The sequence below is a fragment of the Thermophilibacter provencensis genome (genome assembly GCF_030372065.1).
GTDB lineage: Bacteria > Actinomycetota > Coriobacteriia > Coriobacteriales > Atopobiaceae > Thermophilibacter > Thermophilibacter provencensis_A.
In genome coordinates this window covers 146,617-165,436 of record NZ_JAUDEA010000003.1, presented here as the reverse complement: position 1 = coordinate 165,436, position 18,820 = coordinate 146,617, and the positions used below count along the sequence as shown (strand labels likewise).

Annotated in this window: 18 protein-coding genes; 15 read left to right on the top strand and 3 right to left on the bottom strand. The window is 67.8% G+C overall.

All coding sequences use genetic code 11. The annotated features are described in order from the left end of the window. Nucleotides 1-46: 46 nt before the first annotated feature. The 5 genes from hpt to QUW25_RS03545 all read left to right on the top strand — a co-directional run bounded on the left by hpt (nt 47) and on the right by QUW25_RS03545 (nt 5,806). On the top strand, nt 47-598 hold the full coding sequence (gene hpt, locus QUW25_RS03565; RefSeq protein WP_289510857.1) for a hypoxanthine phosphoribosyltransferase: 552 nt from the start codon (nt 47-49) through the stop codon (nt 596-598). Nucleotides 599-667: 69 nt separating this feature from the next. Beyond that, nucleotides 668-2,548, top strand: coding sequence for an ATP-dependent zinc metalloprotease FtsH (gene ftsH / locus QUW25_RS03560; RefSeq protein WP_289510856.1), 1,881 nt, complete (start codon nt 668-670; stop codon nt 2,546-2,548). Between the two features lie 342 nt (nt 2,549-2,890). Continuing rightward, the gene (locus QUW25_RS03555) at nt 2,891-4,075 is read left to right on the top strand and encodes a pyridoxal phosphate-dependent aminotransferase (RefSeq protein ID WP_289510855.1); all 1,185 of its coding nucleotides are present in this window, start codon (nt 2,891-2,893) and stop codon (nt 4,073-4,075) included. Between the two features lie 56 nt (nt 4,076-4,131). Next, on the top strand, nt 4,132-4,959 hold the full coding sequence (locus QUW25_RS03550) for a phosphatase (RefSeq protein WP_289510854.1): 828 nt from the start codon (nt 4,132-4,134) through the stop codon (nt 4,957-4,959). A 67-nt stretch (nt 4,960-5,026) separates the two neighbouring features. Continuing rightward, the gene (locus QUW25_RS03545; protein ID WP_289510853.1) at nt 5,027-5,806 is read left to right on the top strand and encodes an exodeoxyribonuclease III; all 780 of its coding nucleotides are present in this window, start codon (nt 5,027-5,029) and stop codon (nt 5,804-5,806) included. 37 nt (nt 5,807-5,843) lie between these two features. Here QUW25_RS03545 and QUW25_RS03540 read toward each other — a convergent pair whose 3' ends face one another. Beyond that, entirely contained in the window at nt 5,844-6,797 is a 954-nt protein-coding gene (locus QUW25_RS03540) for a patatin-like phospholipase family protein (RefSeq protein ID WP_289510852.1), read from the bottom strand. Between the two features lie 153 nt (nt 6,798-6,950). On the opposite strand from QUW25_RS03540, the gene QUW25_RS03535 reads away from it, so the two are divergent. The 3 genes from QUW25_RS03535 to QUW25_RS03525 all read left to right on the top strand — a co-directional run bounded on the left by QUW25_RS03535 (nt 6,951) and on the right by QUW25_RS03525 (nt 9,797). Then, nucleotides 6,951-7,688, top strand: coding sequence for an NAD-dependent protein deacylase (locus QUW25_RS03535; protein WP_289510851.1), 738 nt, complete (start codon nt 6,951-6,953; stop codon nt 7,686-7,688). Between the two features lie 145 nt (nt 7,689-7,833). Continuing rightward, nucleotides 7,834-9,282: a dihydropteroate synthase gene (gene folP / locus QUW25_RS03530; RefSeq protein WP_289510850.1), complete on the top strand. Its 1,449-nt coding sequence runs from the start codon at nt 7,834-7,836 to the stop codon at nt 9,280-9,282. Next, complete coding sequence (locus tag QUW25_RS03525) at nt 9,273-9,797, top strand: hypothetical protein (RefSeq protein WP_289510849.1); 525 nt, start codon at nt 9,273-9,275, stop codon at nt 9,795-9,797. The genes folP and QUW25_RS03525 overlap by 10 nt, the downstream gene beginning before the upstream one ends. A gap of 152 nt (nt 9,798-9,949) precedes the next feature. On the opposite strand, the gene QUW25_RS03520 is transcribed toward QUW25_RS03525, so the two are convergent. Further along, entirely contained in the window at nt 9,950-10,735 is a 786-nt protein-coding gene (locus tag QUW25_RS03520) for a type III pantothenate kinase (protein WP_289510848.1), read from the bottom strand. Nucleotides 10,736-11,081: 346 nt separating this feature from the next. On the opposite strand from QUW25_RS03520, the gene rpmE reads away from it, so the two are divergent. Then, entirely contained in the window at nt 11,082-11,492 is a 411-nt protein-coding gene (gene rpmE / locus QUW25_RS03515) for a 50S ribosomal protein L31 (RefSeq protein WP_289510847.1), read from the top strand. A 102-nt stretch (nt 11,493-11,594) separates the two neighbouring features. Here rpmE and QUW25_RS03510 read toward each other — a convergent pair whose 3' ends face one another. Then, nucleotides 11,595-12,968 (bottom strand): hypothetical protein, encoded by a 1,374-nt coding sequence (locus tag QUW25_RS03510; RefSeq protein WP_289510846.1) that lies wholly within the window; start codon nt 12,966-12,968, stop codon nt 11,595-11,597. Between the two features lie 168 nt (nt 12,969-13,136). On the opposite strand from QUW25_RS03510, the gene prfA reads away from it, so the two are divergent. The 6 genes from prfA (at nt 13,137) to QUW25_RS03480 (ending at nt 18,816) form a co-directional block, all read left to right on the top strand. Further along, the gene (prfA, locus tag QUW25_RS03505) at nt 13,137-14,201 is read left to right on the top strand and encodes a peptide chain release factor 1 (protein ID WP_289510845.1); all 1,065 of its coding nucleotides are present in this window, start codon (nt 13,137-13,139) and stop codon (nt 14,199-14,201) included. A 392-nt stretch (nt 14,202-14,593) separates the two neighbouring features. Then, nucleotides 14,594-15,508, top strand: a complete 915-nt coding sequence (gene prmC / locus QUW25_RS03500) for a peptide chain release factor N(5)-glutamine methyltransferase (protein ID WP_289510844.1) — start codon at nt 14,594-14,596, stop codon at nt 15,506-15,508. Between the two features lie 2 nt (nt 15,509-15,510). Continuing rightward, nucleotides 15,511-16,149 (top strand): L-threonylcarbamoyladenylate synthase, encoded by a 639-nt coding sequence (locus QUW25_RS03495; protein ID WP_289510843.1) that lies wholly within the window; start codon nt 15,511-15,513, stop codon nt 16,147-16,149. 104 nt (nt 16,150-16,253) lie between these two features. Next, on the top strand, nt 16,254-17,507 hold the full coding sequence (glyA, locus tag QUW25_RS03490) for a serine hydroxymethyltransferase (RefSeq protein WP_289510842.1): 1,254 nt from the start codon (nt 16,254-16,256) through the stop codon (nt 17,505-17,507). Nucleotides 17,508-17,585: 78 nt separating this feature from the next. Then, a complete protein-coding gene (gene upp / locus QUW25_RS03485; RefSeq protein WP_289510841.1) occupies nt 17,586-18,233 on the top strand; it encodes a uracil phosphoribosyltransferase in 648 nt (215 codons plus the stop codon). Between the two features lie 292 nt (nt 18,234-18,525). Beyond that, nucleotides 18,526-18,816, top strand: coding sequence for a hypothetical protein (locus tag QUW25_RS03480; protein ID WP_289510840.1), 291 nt, complete (start codon nt 18,526-18,528; stop codon nt 18,814-18,816). The last annotated feature ends 4 nt before the right edge of the window (nt 18,817-18,820 follow it).

Genomic DNA, 18,820 nt, shown 5'->3' with positions numbered 1-18,820 from the left:
ACTTGTCACGTTCTGCCGCCCGAGCCATCAAGGAGAGGAGAGGGCAATGGAGACGCTGCATCCCGACGTGAAGGAGGTCCTGTTTTCCGAGGAGGACATCCGTGCCATAGTGAGCCGCATGGGCAAGGAGATCTCACGCGACTACGCTGACAAGAACCCGCTGATCGTGGCCGTCCTGCGCGGGGCGGTGGTCTTCACGGCGGACCTCATGCGCGCCATCAGCTGCCCGCTCTCCATCGACTTCATGGCCGTCTCGAGCTACGGCGAGGCCGCCAAGAGCTCCGGCGTGGTGCGCATCGTCAAGGATCTCGACACCAAAATCGAGGGCCGCAACGTGCTCATCGTCGAGGACATCCTCGACTCCGGCCTCACGCTCTCCTACCTCATCGAGCTGCTCAAGGGCCGCGGCCCGGCCTCGGTTGAGGTGGCCGCCTTCCTCGTGAAGGACGTCGAGGGCAACCGCCCCGCCATCGACCCGCGCTACGTGGGCACCCACGTGCCCGACGAGTTCATCGTGGGCTACGGCCTGGACTACGCGGAGCGCTATCGCAACCTGCCCTACATCGGCATCCTCAAGCCCGAGGTCTACAGCAAGTAAAACGCGCCGCCGCGCCGCCGACGTCAGGCTTGGGCGGCGCGGCGGCACGCAACCAGCAAGGAGAAGTACGTGCCCGAGAAGAACAGCCGCTCGGCAAGCATATCGACGCTCATCATCCTCGCCATCGTCGTGTACCTGGCGTACTCGATGGGCACGAGCGTGATGGGTGGCGCCCCGTCGCAGGACACGCTCGCCACCAACGAGTTTGTCTCCGCCCTCAAGGACGATCGCATCGACGACGTCACCTATCGCACCGACGACGGCTCCGTCACGGGCTCCTACTGGCGCGAGGACGCCGAGAAGGGCAACGAGGACCAGCTCACGGGCTATAAGAGCGTCTACGTGGGCTCTGACTCGCTCGCCGAGCTCATGGCCGCCCACCCCGACGTCACCTACACCATCGACACGGCGGACTCGAGCATGCTCGAGACCATCCTCGTCTCGGTGGTGCCCACGCTGCTTCTGGTGGGCGTCTTCGTTTACTACATGAACCGAATGTCCGGTCAGCAGGACAAGACCATGTCCTTCTCCAAGACCAAGGCGCTCACCGCTGAGGCCGAGCGCCCCAAGGTCACGTTTGCCGACGTCGCGGGCATCGACGAGGCCGTCGAGGAGCTCCAGGAGGTCCGCGACTTCCTCTCCGATCCAGACCGCTACCACAAGATGGGCGCCCGCATCCCGCGCGGCGTGCTGCTCGTGGGCCCTCCGGGAACGGGAAAGACCCTGCTCGCCAAGGCCGTGGCCGGCGAGGCGGGCGTGCCGTTCTTCTCGATCTCCGGCTCTGACTTTGTGGAGATGTTCGTGGGCGTGGGCGCCAGCCGCGTGCGCGACCTCTTCAAGCAGGCCAAGGAGGCAGCTCCCTGCATCGTCTTCATCGACGAGATCGACGCCGTGGGCCGCCAGCGCGGCGCAGGCCTGGGCGGCGGCCACGACGAGCGCGAGCAGACCTTGAACCAGCTGCTCGTTGAGATGGACGGCTTTGAGGACAACTCCTCCGTCATCCTCATCGCGGCGACCAACCGCCCGGACATCCTGGACCCGGCCCTGCTGCGCCCCGGCCGCTTTGACCGTCGCGTGACCGTGGACCGCCCCGACGTGGTGGGGCGCGAGAAGATCCTGCGCGTCCATGCGGCAGGCAAGCCCTTTGCCGACGGCGTGGACTTTGAGCGCCTTGCCAAGGTGACGCCGGGCTTCACGGGCGCCGACCTCGCCAACCTCATGAACGAGGCCGCGCTTCTCGCCGCGCGCAGGCACGAGGAGAAGATCGGCCCCGCCGAGGTGGAGGAGGCCATGGAGCGCGTGATGGCGGGCCCCGAGCGAAAGAGCCGCGTCATCACCGAGAAGGAGCGCCGGATCATTGCGTTCCACGAGTCCGGCCACGCGCTCGTGGGGCACGTGCTGGAGAACTCCGACCCCATCCACAAGATCAGCATCGTGAGCCGCGGCCAGGCCCTTGGCTACACGATGCAGGTGCCCGAGGAGGACCACTTCCTGGAGACGCGCGACGGCATGCTGGACCAGATCGCGGTGCTTCTGGGCGGGCGCACGGCCGAGGAGCTCTTCTGCGACGACATCACCACCGGCGCGAGCAACGACCTCGAGCGCGCCACCAAGCTCGCGCGCACGATGGTCACGCGCTACGGCATGAGCGACGAGCTGGGCGCGCAGGTCTTTGGCGAGGCGCAGCACGAGGTGTTTCTCGGCCGCGACTACGCCAACCACCAGGACTTCTCTGCCGAGACGGCCAAGCGCATCGACGACGAGGTGGAGCGCATCATGCGCGAGGGCCACGAGCGGGCGCGCGAGGTGCTGGAGGGGCGCCGCGAGCAGATGGGCACGATGGCGCGCGTGCTCCTGGAGCGCGAGACCGTTGAGGGCGAGGCCGTGGAGGCCCTGCTCGATGGTCGCTGGGACGAGTTCTCGGCGGGCGAGAAGAGCAACGAGGAGTAGTCCTTCTCGGCGCGCTGCGTTCTCTGGGGCCGCCGCCCCGTAACGTTTTCCCAGGTTTTGGGCAACAAGTTTGATGCGGCAGACGCCATCGCATCAAACTTGTTGCCCAAAACCCTTTGAATCAGGGTGAGGGCGCACATTTTGCGTACAGCTTGCCCTCCTGCGGGCTTCTCCGTATCAAATGTGTTGCCCAAAACCACTGCAAAGCTCCCCAAAACGCCTCCCCACCGAGCGCGGCAGCCCCTCACAAAACAAAACTTCGATTTCGCGACAAGGGCCTTGCGCCCGGACCGCCCCTTGCCGCGAGTACAATGGTCCCAGCACACAAGCGAGAGGAGCGCCATGTCCATCAACGAGGCCAGCCGCGCGTACGGCGCGCAGAAGTCGTCTATCCGCGAGATCTCCGCCTACGCCAACGCGCGCAAGGCAGAGATCGGGGCCGAGAACGTCTTTGACTTCTCGCTGGGCAACCCCTCCATCCCCGCGCCGGATGCCGTGCGCGCCTCCATCGAGCGCGCGCTTGCGCTGCCGGCCACCCAGCTTCACGGCTACACGCCCGCAAACGGCCTGCCCGCCGTGCGCGAGGCCGTGGCGGCAAGCCTCTGCCGCCGCTTTGGCGAGAAGACCGCGTCCGCGGGCGACCTCTACCTCACCTGCGGCGCCGCGGCATCGCTCTCCATCACCTTCCACGCCATCGTGAACCCCGGCGACGAGGTCATCGTGATTGCGCCGTACTTCCCGGAGTACCGCGTCTGGATTGAGACCTCTGGCGCCACCTGCGTGGAGGTCATGGCCGACGCCAAGACGTTCCAGATCGACGTGGCGGCCGTTGCCGCGGCCATCACGCCCCGCACGCGCGCCATCGTGATCAACACGCCCAACAACCCCGTTGGCTCCGTGTACTCTCGCGAGAACCTTGATGCGCTCGCCGCCGCCCTCCGGGACGCCGAGAAGCGCCTCGGCACCACGATCACCATCGTCTCCGACGAGCCATACCGCGAGATCACCTACGGCGCCGAGGTGCCCTGGGTGCCCGCGCTCTATGACCGCACGATCGTGTGCTACTCCTACTCCAAGAGCCTGTCGCTTCCCGGCGAGCGCATTGGCTGGGTGCTTGTGCCGCCCACCAACCCCGAGCACGACGACCTGGTCTTTGCCGTTGCCGGTGCTGGTCGCAAGCTGGGCTTTGTCTGCGCCCCGGCGCTCTTCCAGCGCGTGCTTGCGGACTGCGTGGACTGCCCCACGGACGTTGAGGCCTACGCCGAGAACCGCCGCGCGCTCACGGATGGCCTGGCGCGGCTGGGCTACGAGTTCATTAAGCCTGAGGGCGCGTTCTACCTCTGGGTCAAGGCGCTCGAGCCGGACGCAGGCGCGTTCTTCGAGCGCGCCAAGGCCCTCGAGCTGCTGCCCGTTCCCTCCGACTCCTTTGGCTGCCCGGGCTGGGTGCGCGTGGGCTACTGCGTCTCCCACGAGACCATCGTGAACTCCATGCCCGCCTGGGAGAAGCTCGCCGCCAGCTACCGCTGATTCGAGGGGTGATTCAAAAGGGACAGCCCCTTTTGAATCGCTTTGAGGGGAGAAGCATGCTACAGAACCGCTGCGACGTCCACACCCATACGCTCTACTCGCGCCACGCGTACTCCACGGTGCGCGAGGACGTGCTCGCCGCACGCGAGGCCGGGCTCGAGCTTCTGGGCGTGACGGACCACTTTAGCGACATGCTCTTCCCCAACACGGACCTCGCCCACGCGAGCCTGCGCGACTACCAGCACTTCATCAACATGCGCGTGCTCCCGCGCGCCTGGGAGGGCGTCCGCCTGCTCCACGGGGCCGAGGCGGACATCCGCGGCTTGGACGGCTCGCTCTTTGGCCAGGGGATCGAGGTTACCGAGGACATCACCGGCCGCCCCGTCCAGCGCGTTGCCACGCTCTACGACCGCGTGACGGCAAGCTGCGACTACGTCATCGCAAGCGTGCACTACAAGGACTTTGCCGCCGGAGCCACGCTCGCCCAGACCACCGAGATGTACCTCGGCGCGCTCGCCCAGCCCAAGGTTCTCGTGCTCGGGCACACCGGTCGTGCCGGCATACCGTTTGACGTGCGGGAAGTTGTGGGTGAGGCGGCGCGTCGGGGCAAGCTCATCGAGATAAACGAGCACAGCCTCGAGGTCTCGCGCGAGGGCGGGCGAACGCAGACGAGCTGCCGCTCCATCGCGGAGGCATGCGCCGAGGCCGGCTGCCAGATCGCCGTCAACACGGACGCGCACGTCTGCTGCGCCGTGGGTCACACACCGCGCGCCCTTGCCATGCTCGAGGAGATCGGCTTCCCGCAGGAGCTCGTGGCCACGCGCTCGGCCGATGCGTTTCTTGCCGCCATGGCCGCCACCGGGCTTGCCGTGCCGGGGCTCTAGGAGGGCCGAGAAGCACCCCCAAGGATTCGGATACGCTAGCGTGAGCCGGCAAAGAGAAAGGACCGTCATGCCCACCCCTCGCGAGCTGCGCCTCGTTTCATGGAACGTCAACGGCCTGCGCGCCGTCATGAAGAAGGACCCAAGCTTCACGGACGTGGTGGAGGCAACGGGCGCCGACGTCTTTGCCATTCAGGAGACCAAGCTGCAGGAGGGCCAGATCGAGCTTGACCTGCCCGGCTACCACCAGACGTGGAGCTACGCCGAGCGCAAGGGCTACTCGGGCACCGCGGTCTTCTCGCGAGAAGAGCCGCTGCAGGTGATCAACCACATCGGCGCGCCGGAGGCGGACAACGAGGGCCGCGTCTGTGCGCTCGAGTTTCCCAGCTACTGGTTTGTGGACGTCTACACGCCCAACGCCCAAAACGAGCTCGCCCGCATTGACACGCGCCTTGCGTGGGACAGCGCCTATCGCGAGTTCCTCACCGGACTTGCCGCCGAGAAGCCCGTGGTGACCTGCGGAGACTTCAACGTTGCCCACAACGAGATCGACCTCAAGAACCCCGGTCCCAACCGCGGCAACGCGGGTTTTTCTGACGAGGAGCGCGAGAGCTTCACGCGTCTTCTCGACGCTGGCTTCACGGATACGTTCCGTGCGCGGCACCCGGACGTCACGGGCGCCTACAGCTGGTGGAGCTACCGCTTCAACGCGCGCAAGAACAACGCGGGCTGGCGCATCGACTACTTCCTCGTGTCAAACGACATTGCCGACCGCGTGACGGGCGCCTCGATCCTCTCCGAGGTCTACGGCTCAGACCACTGCCCCGTGGAGCTCACGATCGAGCTTTAGTCGCTCTCCGGCATCATCGCCCGGGCCGGGGATGTCGTTATCCCAGCGTGATGTAGCCGGTGCCCTGATCGGGGTCGGCGGGCTGGGGGCCGGCGTCCGGCGCGCCAAACAGGAACTCGCGCAGGCGCGGCAGCTCGCGCACGTACTGCTCGTGACCCGCGTCGTAGGCGGCGGCGAGCTTGTGCGGGTCAACGGTGGAGTTCTCCACGGGCATCTCGTCCGGGTAGATGACGAGCGCCTTGCCTGCCTCCGCGAGCTCCTCCACGTGGTCGAGCGCCGTGTTATAGCGCTCCCAGCGCGTGAGCAGCGCGTTTCTCAGGTAGGGGTGGTCCTTGGCAACGGCCTTGAACATCTGAGCGTCGCGCGTGCCGGGCTCCTTCTTGCGGTAACCGCGCGGTCGCGTGGCCACAAAGACAAAGCGGTCAAAGCCGTCGTCCTCAGCCATGCAGAGCGGGATGCCCGCGCCCGTGCCCAGGCCGCCGTCCAGAAGGACGCGCCCGTCAACCTCGAGCGGCTTCATCATGCCCGGCAGCGTGGAGCTGGCGCGCACGAGGTCGATCATGCGCATGTCGCTGGTCATGTCCTCGCGACCAAAGCGCACCGTGCGGCCGGTGTCGCGCTCAAACGCCTGGATGCGCAGGCGGGCGGGGTTGGCGGCAAACGTCTCCCAGTCAAACACGAGCGTCCCCTCGCGCAGTGCCCCCTCGTAGAGTGCGTCGGCGTCAAAGTAGCCGCGCCCACGAAGCAGCGAGCGCAGTCCCACAAGGCCCCGAGCCGGGCCGTCGGTCATGAAGGCGTCGCGCACGCGCTTGCGGTCGCGCGAGAGGTAGTTCACCGTGTTGCTCGCCCCGGCCGAGAGGCCGCAGACGTAGTCAAAGTAGATGCCCTGCTCAAGAAGGACATTGGCAAAGGCACAGGTGTACGCGGCACGGTACCCGCCGCCCTCAAAGATGAGCGCGCAGTCAAAGACGTTGCTCTCCGGTGCGGTCATGGGGCCTCCTTACGTCGTGCATGAAGCTGTTTCTTCCCCAAACGCGCTGGATCGAGTCCATCCCGACGGATTCTCCAGAAAGGCGTCGTGAATGGTACCAGCGGTGCGAGAATGGGTGTGACACACGATTGGCCAACGGGTGAGGAGGCTTCCATGGCGCGTACGATCACGGACCCTGCGGAGGCGGCGGCTGAGCTCAGGGAGCGCTTCGAGAGGGCGAGAAGCGCCGTCTTCTTTGGCGGCGCAGGTGTCTCCACGGCAAGCGGCATCCCGGACTTCCGCAGCGCCGACGGCCTCTACCATCAGCGGTTCAAGTACCCGCCCGAGGAGATGCTCGGGCACGACTTCTTTGCCGGTCACACCGCCGAGTTCTACGACTTCTATCGCGAGCGCATGATCTGCCTCACGGCGCGGCCCAACCAGGCGCACCTCAAGCTCGCCGAGCTGGAGCGCGAGGGGCACCTCGCCGCGGTGGTCACGCAGAACATCGACGGTCTGCACCAGATGGCGGGCTCGCGCACGGTCCACGAGCTCCACGGCTCCGTCCACCGCAACGTCTGCCTGCGCTGCGGCGAGGTCTACCCCGCTGAGTGGGTCATGGCCACCACGGGCATCCCCAAGTGCGAGAAGTGCGGCTCTCTCGTGAAGCCGGACGTGGTGCTCTACGGCGAGCAGCTCAGCGAGAGGGTCCTTCTCGCCAGCGTTGAGGCCATATCAAATGCGGACCTGCTCGTCATTGGCGGCACGTCGCTCGTGGTGTACCCGGCGGCCGGGCTTGTGAACTACTTTGGCGGCGATGAGCTCGTGGTTGTCAACCGCGACCCCACCCCCGCGGACGCCCGCGCCGGCCTCGTCTGCGCCTGCGACATCGCCGCCGCCTTCGATTGGTGAGCTGCAAAAACGCGTCCCCTTTTTGCGCACGGCAATGCGGGGGAGCCGGCGCGGATGGGCATCTTCAACGGCTTGAGGGCCGTGCGGCGCGGGCCGCCGAGCCGGGTACAATGGGTGAGAGGAAGCCGCCACGAGGAGGAACACCATGCTTCGAGAGAACTACGCCACCTGGCACTGCGGGTCTCATGAGATCTCGCTCACGCGCCCGCGGATCATGGGCATCCTCAACGTGACCCCCGACTCCTTCTCCGACGGAGGGGTGAACCTCGACCACAAGAAGGCCGTCGCGCGCGGCCTTGAGATGCTCGACGAGGGCGCCGACATCATAGACGTGGGCGGCGAGTCCACGCGCCCCGGGCACGAGTCCGTCTCCGCGCAGGAGGAGGCCGAGCGCGTTGTCCCCGTGGTCCGCGCGCTCGTGGAGGCGGGCGCCGTCGTCTCGGTTGACACCCGCCATGCCGACGTGGCCCGCATGTGCGTGCGCCTGGGCGCCGCCATCGTGAACGACGTCTCGGGCTTCACCGACCCCGAGATGGTCCAGGTTGCGGCGGACACCGACTGCGGCTGCGTCGTCATGCACTGGAGCCACGAGGGCCTCGGCACGCGCGCGCCGCGCCGCCAGGTCCTTCTCGACGAGTCGCGCCCCACGGGCAGCGCCATCCAGCACCCCGTTAGCTCCCAGCGCCGCTTTACCCTGCCCGACCAGGCCCAGGTCATGCGCCAGGTCATGGGTTTTCTCGGCGACCAGGCCCGCGTCCTCATGCGCGCCGGGGTCTCGCGCGACCGCATCTGCATGGACCCGGGCGCGGGCTTTGACAAGCTCGCGGACGAGGACGTGGTCATCCAGCGCGCCACGCGCTCCATGGTCTCGATGGGCTACCCGCTCATGTGCGCCGTCTCGCGCAAGCGCTTTGTTGGCGCCGTCTCGGGCGTGGCCGACGCCGCCGCGCGCGACGCCGCCACTGCGGGCGTGTGCATCTCCGCCATCGAGGGCGGTGCCCGCATCCTGCGCGTCCACAACGTCGCCGCCGTCTCCCAGGCCGTGAACGCCTATTGGGCGGTCTCGCACCGCGACCCGCGCCAGGGCTTTGTCTCCCTGGGCTCCAACGTGGGCAACCGCGTGGCCAACCTGGCCCGCGCCGCCCAGCTCATCGACGACATCCCGCTCACCTGCGTGGTGAGTGTGAGCCACGCCTACGAGACCGAGCCCGCCTACGGGATCGCCACGCCGGTGGCCAACGCCGTGGCGGAGATTCGCACCGAGCTCCACCCGCTTGTGCTCATGGACAAGCTCATCGAGGTCGAGGACGCGCTCGGCCGCATCCGCGAGAAGGGCCGCGACCCCAAGAAGCCCGGCAGCGCGCCGCGCATCATCGACTGCGACCTCATGTGGCTCGAGGGCGAGACCCATGCCGGCGCCCGCCTCACGCTGCCGCACCCCCGCCTTGGGGAGCGCGACTACGCAATCGTGCCGATGGAGGACCTCATGCACGACCCCGAGCGCTTCCTCGCACACGCCGGCGTCCCGGTGACGCCGCGCGACGAGCGCGTGGGCCACGTGACGGCCGACCTGGGGGAGATCTCATGGGAGTAGCGTCGTTCACCGTCCGTCCCGCGGTGCCGATGGGCCACGTGACGGGCGTGCCGTTTGTGGTGGCGCTCGGCGTGGCGGAGTCGTTGGATGCGCGCCTGGGCTGGCCGTACGAGGTGCTCCGGGCGCCCGGCGAGCCGCTGGCGCACGTGCGCGCCCGCGCCGGCTACGATGACGAGGGCGTCTTTGTGGCCTGCGACGTAGTTTCGCAGGGCGAGAAGGACCTCGATGCCGCCGCGCTTGAGGCGGCCGCGCGCGCCCGCGTTGACGCCTGGGCCGCCGACGTTGCCGCCGGCCGCGCCGCCGCCGGCCCGCTCGCGCCCGTTTTGGGCACCTACTTTGATGCGCTTCTCGGCATGGGCGAGACGTGCGAGGTCGTGCGGGCCGGTCGCGTCATTGCGCGCGGCGAGCTGGCTGGCGTTGACGTGTGGGGCCGCGCCACGGTGCGCCTCGAGAACGGCACGCAGGAGCTGGAGATTGCCCCCGAGCAGGCCGAGCTGCGCCCGGTGTCCGCCTAAGAGCTGCCCCCTCCCAAACCTGCGCTTCTCGCCCCAAAACGTTGGGGCGAGAGGGATTAAGCTGTCTGAACCCTTTCAAACACACATTCTGACCCCAAAAGTGTGGGTTTGGGAGGGAGCATGCCGGCCCCCGCCGAGAAGAGCTCGCCGGGCTACTCGCGCCCGCCCGCCCGCTCCCAGAGCCAGATCTCGCGGATGCCGCGCAGCGTGAGGTCGGGGTCGATGGCGTCAAAGAGCTCGGTCGCCTTTGCCACCGTGCGCGCCAGGCCGCCCGTGCCCACCACGGTTGCCCCGGGCGCGCCCAGCTCCGCGCGGATGCGCGCCACGAGCCCCTCGGCCTGCGCCGCCGCGCCTATGACCAGGCCGGACTGCAGCGCGGCCTCGGTGCTGTCGCCCAGGGCGCGCTCGGGCGCCTCGATGGGGATGCTCGCCAGCTTGGCAGCGCGCGAGAAGAGCGCCCCGGCCGAGAGCATGAGGCCCGGCGAGATGGCGCCACCGCGGTACGCCCCGCTCGCGTCCACCACGTCGATGTTCGTGGCCGTGCCAAAGTCGACCACGATGACCGGCGCCCCGTACGTGGAGCGCGCCGCGATGGCGTTGGCGATGCGGTCCGCCCCCACCTGGCGCGGGTTGGGCATCGCGACCTCCATGCCGTAGCTCTCGCCCGCGCGCACGACGAGCGGCCGGTGCCCGAGGTGCGCCTCGAGGCAGCGCCGCCAGGAGCGCTCGAGCGCCGGGACCACGCTCGCCACGCCCGCCTCGCTCACGCACCCCAGCTCGAGCCCGTCCTTAGCAAAGAACGAGAAGAGCCGCGCGTGCAGCATGTCCGAGGTGTCCGTGGCGGTGGTGGACATGCGCCAGCCGCGCACGAGCGAGCCGGCCTCGTCAAAGAGCCCGAGCGTGGTCTGCGTGTTGCCAACGTCGATCGCGAGAAACATGGGGAACCTCCCGGCCTGCCGCCCAGCGCGGCGCGTTCTTCTCGCCCCATTATCCCACGGCGCCCGGCTCGCCGCCGAGTTCCCTCCCATACCTTTGTTTCCCGGGCCCGGACGTGGGTTTGAGAGGGTTCAGGTTGCTTAATCCCTCCCGCGCCCACGCTTTGGGGCGAGAAACGCGGGTTTGGGGGGGACTAACGCCGCGCGGCGAGAAGTACCTCGCCCCGCAAATCTCCACAGACGCGCCACAGCACTTCTGATATAGTCATACAGCTATTGTGTCTTGGTCGGAACCAAGACGAACCCCTGCCCTGGTCGGAAACCAGGGCCGAAGAAGAGGAGTCCTGCCATGAAGCAAGGTATCCACCCCGACTACGTGGAGTGCACCGTCCGCTGCACCTGTGGCAACACCTGGAAGACCCGCTCCACCAAGAGCGAGATGACGGTCGACCTCTGCGACAAGTGCCACCCGTTCTACACCGGCCAGCAGAAGCTCGTCGATACCGGCGGACGCGTCCAGCGCTTTGCCGACAAGTTTGGCGGCGCCGCTGCCGCCCAGCTCAAGAAGGCCGAGGAGGCCAAGGCCGCCCGCGCCGCCAAGGCTGCTGAGGAGGCCGCTGCCAAGAAGGCCGCCAAGGAGGCCAAGGCTGCCGAGAAGGCCAAGCGTGCCGCCGAGTACGCCAAGAAGGCCGAGGTCGAGGCCGCTGCCGCCCCCGCCGAGGAGGCCGCTGCCGAGCCCGAGACCACCGAGGCCGAGTAGCCCGCACGCTCACACGCAGCGCAAGGCGCCCCGTGGCAAGCCAGCCACGGGGCGCCTTTCTGTTTGGCTCAGTCGCACCTCTTGTTGAGAGGGGCGCGCCGGCTACGCGTTCTTTCTCAGCGAGAAGAGATCGGTGTAGGTGAGCGTCTCGTCCACCGGGAAGAAGAGAATCGAGCCGGTGTGCTGGTAGGAGCTCGTGAGGCGCGCCGTCACGGCAGAGGGGTCGTCCTCGGTGCCAAAGCTCAGGGCAAGCGTGGCGGACCCGTCCACGTCCTCGGGCAGCTTGGCCTCAAACGCGAGGATGCCGCCCTCCGACTCCACGAGCTTGGCGGTGAAGGGGACGTCCTCAAGGACGAGGTCGCCCTCGCAGTCGGTCGCGTCCTTGTTCGGGTGCTCGTGGTAGTGCGCAACGCCCGAGATGGTGCCGGAGATCTCGTCGGTGCCGGCCTCGCTCACCACGACCGTCATGCCGGCATCGCGCGCGGCCAGGCACTTCTCGCCGTCCGTGTCCTGGCTCTGGAAGGTCCCCGTCCAGGTGCCCAGCAGCGCATCTAGGCTGCGCTCGCGCGCGCCGTCCGCAACGGAGACCGACTCCACCTCCCACTGCCCGCTCGCTTGCCTAAACGCAAAGGTCACGGTCATGGTGCAGGCGTAGGAGGAGAACGCCTCGCCTCGCGTGCAGGTGAGCGTGAGGGTGTCCGTCTGGGCGTCCTCGTCAAAGTGCTCGTCTGAGACCTCCGCCGTGGCGTTGGCGTAGAGTTCGGCGAGGGGCTGCTCTCCCTCGGGGACGCCCTGCTCGTCCGCGCGCTTAAGCAGCAGGTGGGCGTTGCGCACGACCTTCTCCTGGTCCACGCCCGCGCTCGCGCGCCACGCAACCTCAACGTCGCGCGCCCCGCCAACGTCGACCCACGAGCCGTCCAGGAGGGCGTACTCGAGCGTGGCGCCCTGGTCGGCGCTGACGTACGAGCCGGTGTAGGAGACCACGACCTCAGCGCTCGCGTAGCCCGAGGCGCCAAACTGCGCGTTGTCGCCCTCGCTCGCGGAACCCGAGCGCGAGATGCGGCGCACGTCGACCACGCGCGCAACCAGCGCGTCGTCGTGGCCAAACGTCCCGCCGGAATACGCGGGCGCGGAGAGGCGCTCTCGGGCGTCCGCGTCAATGAGCTCCCCGCTCGGGACCCTCCCTGCCTGGGCAAACGCAATCGCAAGGGCCGCCACGGCCACCACCGCGAGCACGGCGAGAAGGACCGTCGCCGCGCGATGGCGCCTCGTAAAGGAGGCGAGCGCCTCGCGCCGGCCCCTGACGTAGTCGCCAAAGGTCCCCGTCACGTCGCGCAGGCGCGGCGCGGGCTCCATCTGCGTCGTTGGCCGCGCGGACGTCTCGTCGACGAGCGCGCGGCGCACCGTGGGCTGGGTCTCCTCGGGGGAGCTTGCGCTCTTCTCGCCGGCGCTCTTATCGGTCTCGGGCGTGTCCATGGGCCTCCGTCCCTTGTCTCTACGCATAGTTTGGCACAAGGGGCCCTTGCGCTCACCACCTCCACAACTCCGCAGCGTCCGACCCCCGCGCCCCGCGCACGGGGTATGATGTGAAGGTTGAGACAACAAGGTGGGAGAATGCGAGACCCCGCCCCGCAAGGAGAGAACATGCGAGACAAGCTCACCAAGATCATCAAGGCCTACGAGGAGCTCGAGGCCAAGCTCATGGACCCGGCCGTGGTCTCCGACCCCAAGGAGTACGCGCGCCTGGCCAAGGAGCACGCCAGCCAGTCCGAGCTCGTGGCGCGCGCCCGCGAGTACCTGGGCGCGCTCGATGACATCGACGCCGCCAAGGAGATGCTCCACGAGGCGGACGCCGAGGAGAAGGCCATGCTCCAGGAGGACATCTCCGCCAACGAGGCCAAGCTCCCCGAGCTCGAGGACGAAATCAAGTTCCTGCTCATCCCGGCCGACCCCAACGACGAGAAGGACACGATCGTTGAGATCCGCGCCGGCGTGGGCGGCGACGAGGCCGCCATCTTTGCCGGCGACCTCTTCAAGATGTACCAGCGCTTCTGCGAGAGCCGCGGCTGGAAGATCCAGATCCTCTCGTCCTCCCCGAGCGAGGCCGGAGGCTTCAAGACCATCGAGTTCAAGGTCACGGGCGAGAAGGTCTACTCCGTCATGAAGTACGAGTCCGGCGTGCACCGCGTCCAGCGCGTGCCCAAGACCGAGAGCCAGGGCCGCATCCAGACCTCCACGGCAACCGTGGCGGTGCTCCCCGAGGCCGACGAGATCGACATCCAAATCGACCAGAACGACCTGCGCATTGACACCTACTGCGCCTCCGGCCCCGGTGGTCAGTGCGTCAACACCACCTACTCCGCCGTGCGCATCACGCACCTGCCCACCAACACCGTGGTGCAGTCCCAGGACCAGCGCTCGCAGATCCAGAACCGCGAGGTCTGCATGCAGATGCTGCGCGCCCGCCTCTACGAGATGGAGCTCGAGAAGCAGCAGGCCGAGCAGGGCGCGGCGCGCCTCTCCCAGATTGGCCACGGCAACCGCTCCGAGAAGATCCGCACCTACAACCAGCCGCAGGACCGCGTGACCGATCACCGCATCGGCTTCAACGGCACCTACAATGGCGTGCTTCTGGGCGACGCGCTCTCCAGCGTGATCGAGGCCCTGGCCGCCGCCGAGCGCGCCGAGAAGCTCGCCCAGGCGGTGTAGCGCTTTCGCGGGCGCCTCTCGCCCCCCGTTGCGTTCTATGCCGCCGCGCTTCTCGTCCCCGTTACGTTTTTGCCGGTTTTGGGCAACAAGTTTGATGCGAAGTCCTTCTCACCATCAAACTTGTTGCCCAAAACCCTTTCTAGCTGATCAAATTCATGTCTTGCCCATATAACTGAACAGCGTCGTTGTATAACACATAAAACCTTTTGCCCAAAACCAGGAGAAAACGCTCCGAGAGGCGCTTCTCTGCAGCGCGCGGGCGAGAAAAACCCAAAAGCTGGCATTTTTGGACAGACCTGCAGCGTCTCCGGCGCCTCGTCCCCGCATGCCGCCATCCCCTGAGGCCGCATGCGCTATGATGCGGTTTCCTGGACCCGACGAGAGGGGGCGGCGTGGCCGCTGACGAGCTCTGGACGATAAAGCGCGTGCTCGACTGGACGAGCGGCTATCTTGAGCGCAAGGGCGACGAGCACCCGCGCCTTTCCGCCGAGTGGCTGCTCGCAAACGTGACGGGGCTCTCGCGCGTTGAGCTCTACGTGAACTTTGACAAGCCGCTCGAGGCGGGGGAGCTCTCCGCCATGCACGCCGCGATCGAGCGCCGCGCCGCCGGCGAGCCGCTCCAATACGTGACGGGCGAGATGCCCTTCCGCCACATCGTGCTCAAGTGCGAGCGCGGGGTGCTCATTCCGCGCCCCGAGACAGAGATCCTCGTGGACGCCGCCCTTGAGGGCGTGGACGCGGCGGCCGAGAAGCGCGAGAAGCCAGAGGATGCCGAGAAGAACGTGCGCGTGCTCGAAGTGGGCACCGGCACGGGCTGCATCGCGCTCTCGATTGCCTCCGAGCGCCCCGGAACGCACGTTACCGCGACGGACCTCTCGGAGCGCGCCGTGGCGCTTGCGCTGCGCAACCGCGAGGCGCTGGGGCTTGAGGACGCCGTCGACGTCATCGAGTGCGACCTCGCCTCGGGCGTTGACCCCGAGCTCATGGGCACGTTCTCCGTCCTCGTCTCCAATCCGCCCTACATTCCCACGCGCGTCCTGCGCGAGGAAGTGCCCGCCGAGGTCGCGGACTTTGAGCCCGAGCTCGCCCTCGACGGGGGAGACGACGGGCTCGACGTCTTTCGTCGCCTGCTCGAGCTTGCCCCGCGCGCGCTCGAGCCGGGCGGTATGCTCGCCGTCGAGCTCTTTGAGGGCGCGCTCGAGCGTGCCGCCGCGCTCGCCCGTGAGCAGGGCGGCTGGTCGCGCGCCGAGGTGCGCGAGGACCTCACGCACCGGCCCCGGATCCTTGTTGCCGTGAGGGAGGTATAGCCATGGGCGCCGTCATCACCGTCGATCAGGCCCATCCGTCCGCCGAGGTCGTGGCGCGCGCCGCGGCCGTGCTGCGCGACGGGGGAGTGGCCGTTGTCCCCACCGACTCCGTCTACGGAATCTGCTGCGCCGCCGTTCCGGGAAACCCCGCCCACGGCCGCATCTTTGAGATCAAGCGGCGCGACCGCGCGCAGACGCTGCCGTGGTTTGTCGCCGATCCCGCGGACCTCCTCCGCTATGGGCGCAACGTGCCCGCATGGGCGCTCCGCCTGGCGGAGGCGCACTGGCCGGGCGCCCTCACGCTTGTGGTGCGCGCCTCCGACGAGGTGGCGCCCGAGTACGCGCAGCCCGCTCCCGACGGGGCGACGATTGCCCTGCGCGTCCCCGAGTCCGAGCTCTGCCGGGCCCTGGTGCGCGCCCTTGGCTGCCCGCTCGCTCAGACGAGCGCAAACACGCACGGCGCCCCGGCGGCAACGTCGGGTCACGGCGTCGAGCCGGGCATCGTGGACGCCGTCGACCTCACGCTCGACGGTGGGGCGGCACCCGTGGGCGTGCCCTCAACCATAGTTGACGCCACGGGGCCAGAGCCGCGCATCCTGCGCCTGGGAGCCCTCTCCGCCGCGGACGTGACGGGCCGGTAACGCCTCAACCCCTCGGCGCGCCCGCCTTCCGGCGGCGTGCTACGCTGAGTGTGGCCCGCCAGCAAGCGCCGGCATGCCGTGCGCTTCTGCACAAAGGAGGTTCCATGACCTACGAGCACCTGAGCGCGTCCGACCCCGAGGTTTTCTCCGCCATCTCCGACGAGCTGCGCCGCCAGCGCTCCTCGATCGAGCTCATTGCGTCCGAGAACTTCGTTTCCCCGGCCGTCATGGAGGCCGTGGGGTCCCCTCTCACCAACAAGTACGCCGAGGGCCTTCCTGGCAAGCGCTACTACGGTGGTTGCTGGGCCGTTGACGAGGTCGAGAACCTCGCCCGCGAGCGCGCCTGCAGGCTCTTCGGCGCCGCGCACGCCAACGTGCAGCCCCACTCCGGCGCGCAGGCCAACTACGCCGCCCTCTCCGCGCTCGCCCAGCCCGGCGACAAGATCATGGGCATGGCGCTCGACAACGGCGGTCACCTCACGCACGGCTCACCTGCCAACTTCTCCGGCAAGCTCTACGACGTGGTCTCCTACGGCGTGGACGAGAAGACCGAGCGCATAGACTACGATGCCGTGGCCGCCCAGGCCCAGGCCGAGAAGCCCAAGGTCATCATCGCGGGTGCCTCCGCCTACCCGCGCATCATCGACTTTGAGCGCTTTGCCGAGATTGCACACTCCGTGGGCGCCGCGCTCATGGTGGACATGGCGCACATCGCGGGCCTCGTTGCCACGGGGCGCCACCCCTCGCCGGTGCCCTGCGCGGACGTGGTGACTACCACCACGCACAAGACGCTGCGCGGCCCGCGCGGCGGCCTCATCCTCTCCAATGATGACGAGCTGGCCAAGAGGCTCGACTCTGCCGTCTTCCCGGGCAGCCAGGGCGGCCCGCTCGAGCACGTCATCGCGGGCAAGGCCGTGGCCTTTGGCGAGGCCCTGGCGCCTGACTTTGCGGACTACGCGGACGCGATTCTCGTCAACGCCCGCGCCCTCGGACGTGGCATGGAGTCGCACGGCCTGCGGCTGGTCTCCGGCGGCACCGACAACCACCTCCTGCTCGTTGACCTCACCCCGGCGGGCGACGTCACCGGTCGCGACGCCGAGCGCGCCCTCGACGAGGTGGGCATCACCGTCAACAAGAACACCATCCCCGGCGAGAAGCGCTCGCCCTTTGTCACGAGCGGCATCCGCGTGGGGTCTGCCGCCGTCACCACCCGCGGCTTCTCCGAGCAGGAGTGCGAGCGTGTGGGCGAGCTCATCGGCGAGGTCGTGGGCGGCCTCGACAAGCCCGACCTGCTCGACCGCGTGAGCATGGAGGTCCGCGAGCTTCTCGCCGTCCACCCCCTCTACCCCGAGCTGTAATTTGGGGATGTGTTTTTTCTGACAGAGTTTTTGGGACAGGTTTTTGAAAGCGGCGCCGCGCGGAGCAAAGGAGCAGTCATGGCAAACGAGTTCGACCCCAAGCGCTTCACCGTCATTGACCACCCGCTCGTGCAGCACAAGCTCTCCTTCCTGCGCGACAAGGACACCTCGACCAAGCAGTTCCGCGAGCTTGTGAATGAGCTCGCCATCCTCGAGGGTTACGAGGCCACGCGCGACCTGCCGCTCGAGGACGTTGAGGTCGAGACACCGCTCGAGAAGGCCGTCTGCAGGCGCCTCTCCGGCAAGAAGGTCGCCGTCATCCCCATTCTTCGTGCCGGCATGGGCATGGTCGACGGCATCCTCGAGCTTGTCCCCTCCGCGCGCGTGGGTCACGTGGGCATGTATCGCGACCCCGTGACGCACGAGCCGCACCAGTACTACTGCAAGCTCCCGTCCGACGTGGAGAGCCGCACGTGCCTCGTCGTGGACCCCATGCTCGCCACGGGCGGCTCGCTCACCGCCGCGATTCAGTTCCTGCGTGAGGCGGGCGTGCGCGACATCCGCGCCCTCACGATCGTCTCGTCCCCGGAGGGCGTGCGCGCGGTGCTCGACTTTGACCCCGAGGTGCGCCTCTACACCTGTGCGCTCGACCGCCAGCTCAACGAGCGCGCCTACATCCTGCCCGGCCTCGGTGATGCCGGTGACCGCATCTACGGCACCAAGTAGCGACAAGTACGACTGCAAAAAGGGGACGCGTCTCCCGCCCGGGGGGTTTGGTGACAAAGGTGATGGTGACAAAGGTGACAGGGTAAATTGTCACCATGGGTTCCATGGTGACAATTTACCCTGTCACCTTTGTCACCATCACCTTTGTCACCAAACCCCCCGGGCGGGAGACGCGTCCCCTTTTTGCAGAGTGTCATGTCCGTGTGAGGACTCGATTTCTCCCACTTGACGTTTCCCGCCGATGGTCTAGAGTATCCGTACTCTGACAACCGTCCGAGCAAGGAGGCGGGCCATGGACCTTCCGGTCGCCGTCGTCTCCGGCGCGCTCTTTGGGCTCTTGGGGTGCGTTGCGCCAGCCGCGCTGTTCGAACGGGCTCTGAGGGGCCGCGTCCCGGTGAGTCTTGCCGCGGGCATGGCGGCGGTGCTCGTCTCTTTTCTGACGCTCACCGTCGTGCTTCTTGTGGTGTACCTGGCCACGAGCGAGCACTTCTTGGAGTTTGGCATAGCGATGGTCGCCTCCTACCTGCTTCTCTGGGTCGTGGAGGCGGCAAGGGCCTGGCGGGCGGCCAACGCTCGCCCGTAAGTTG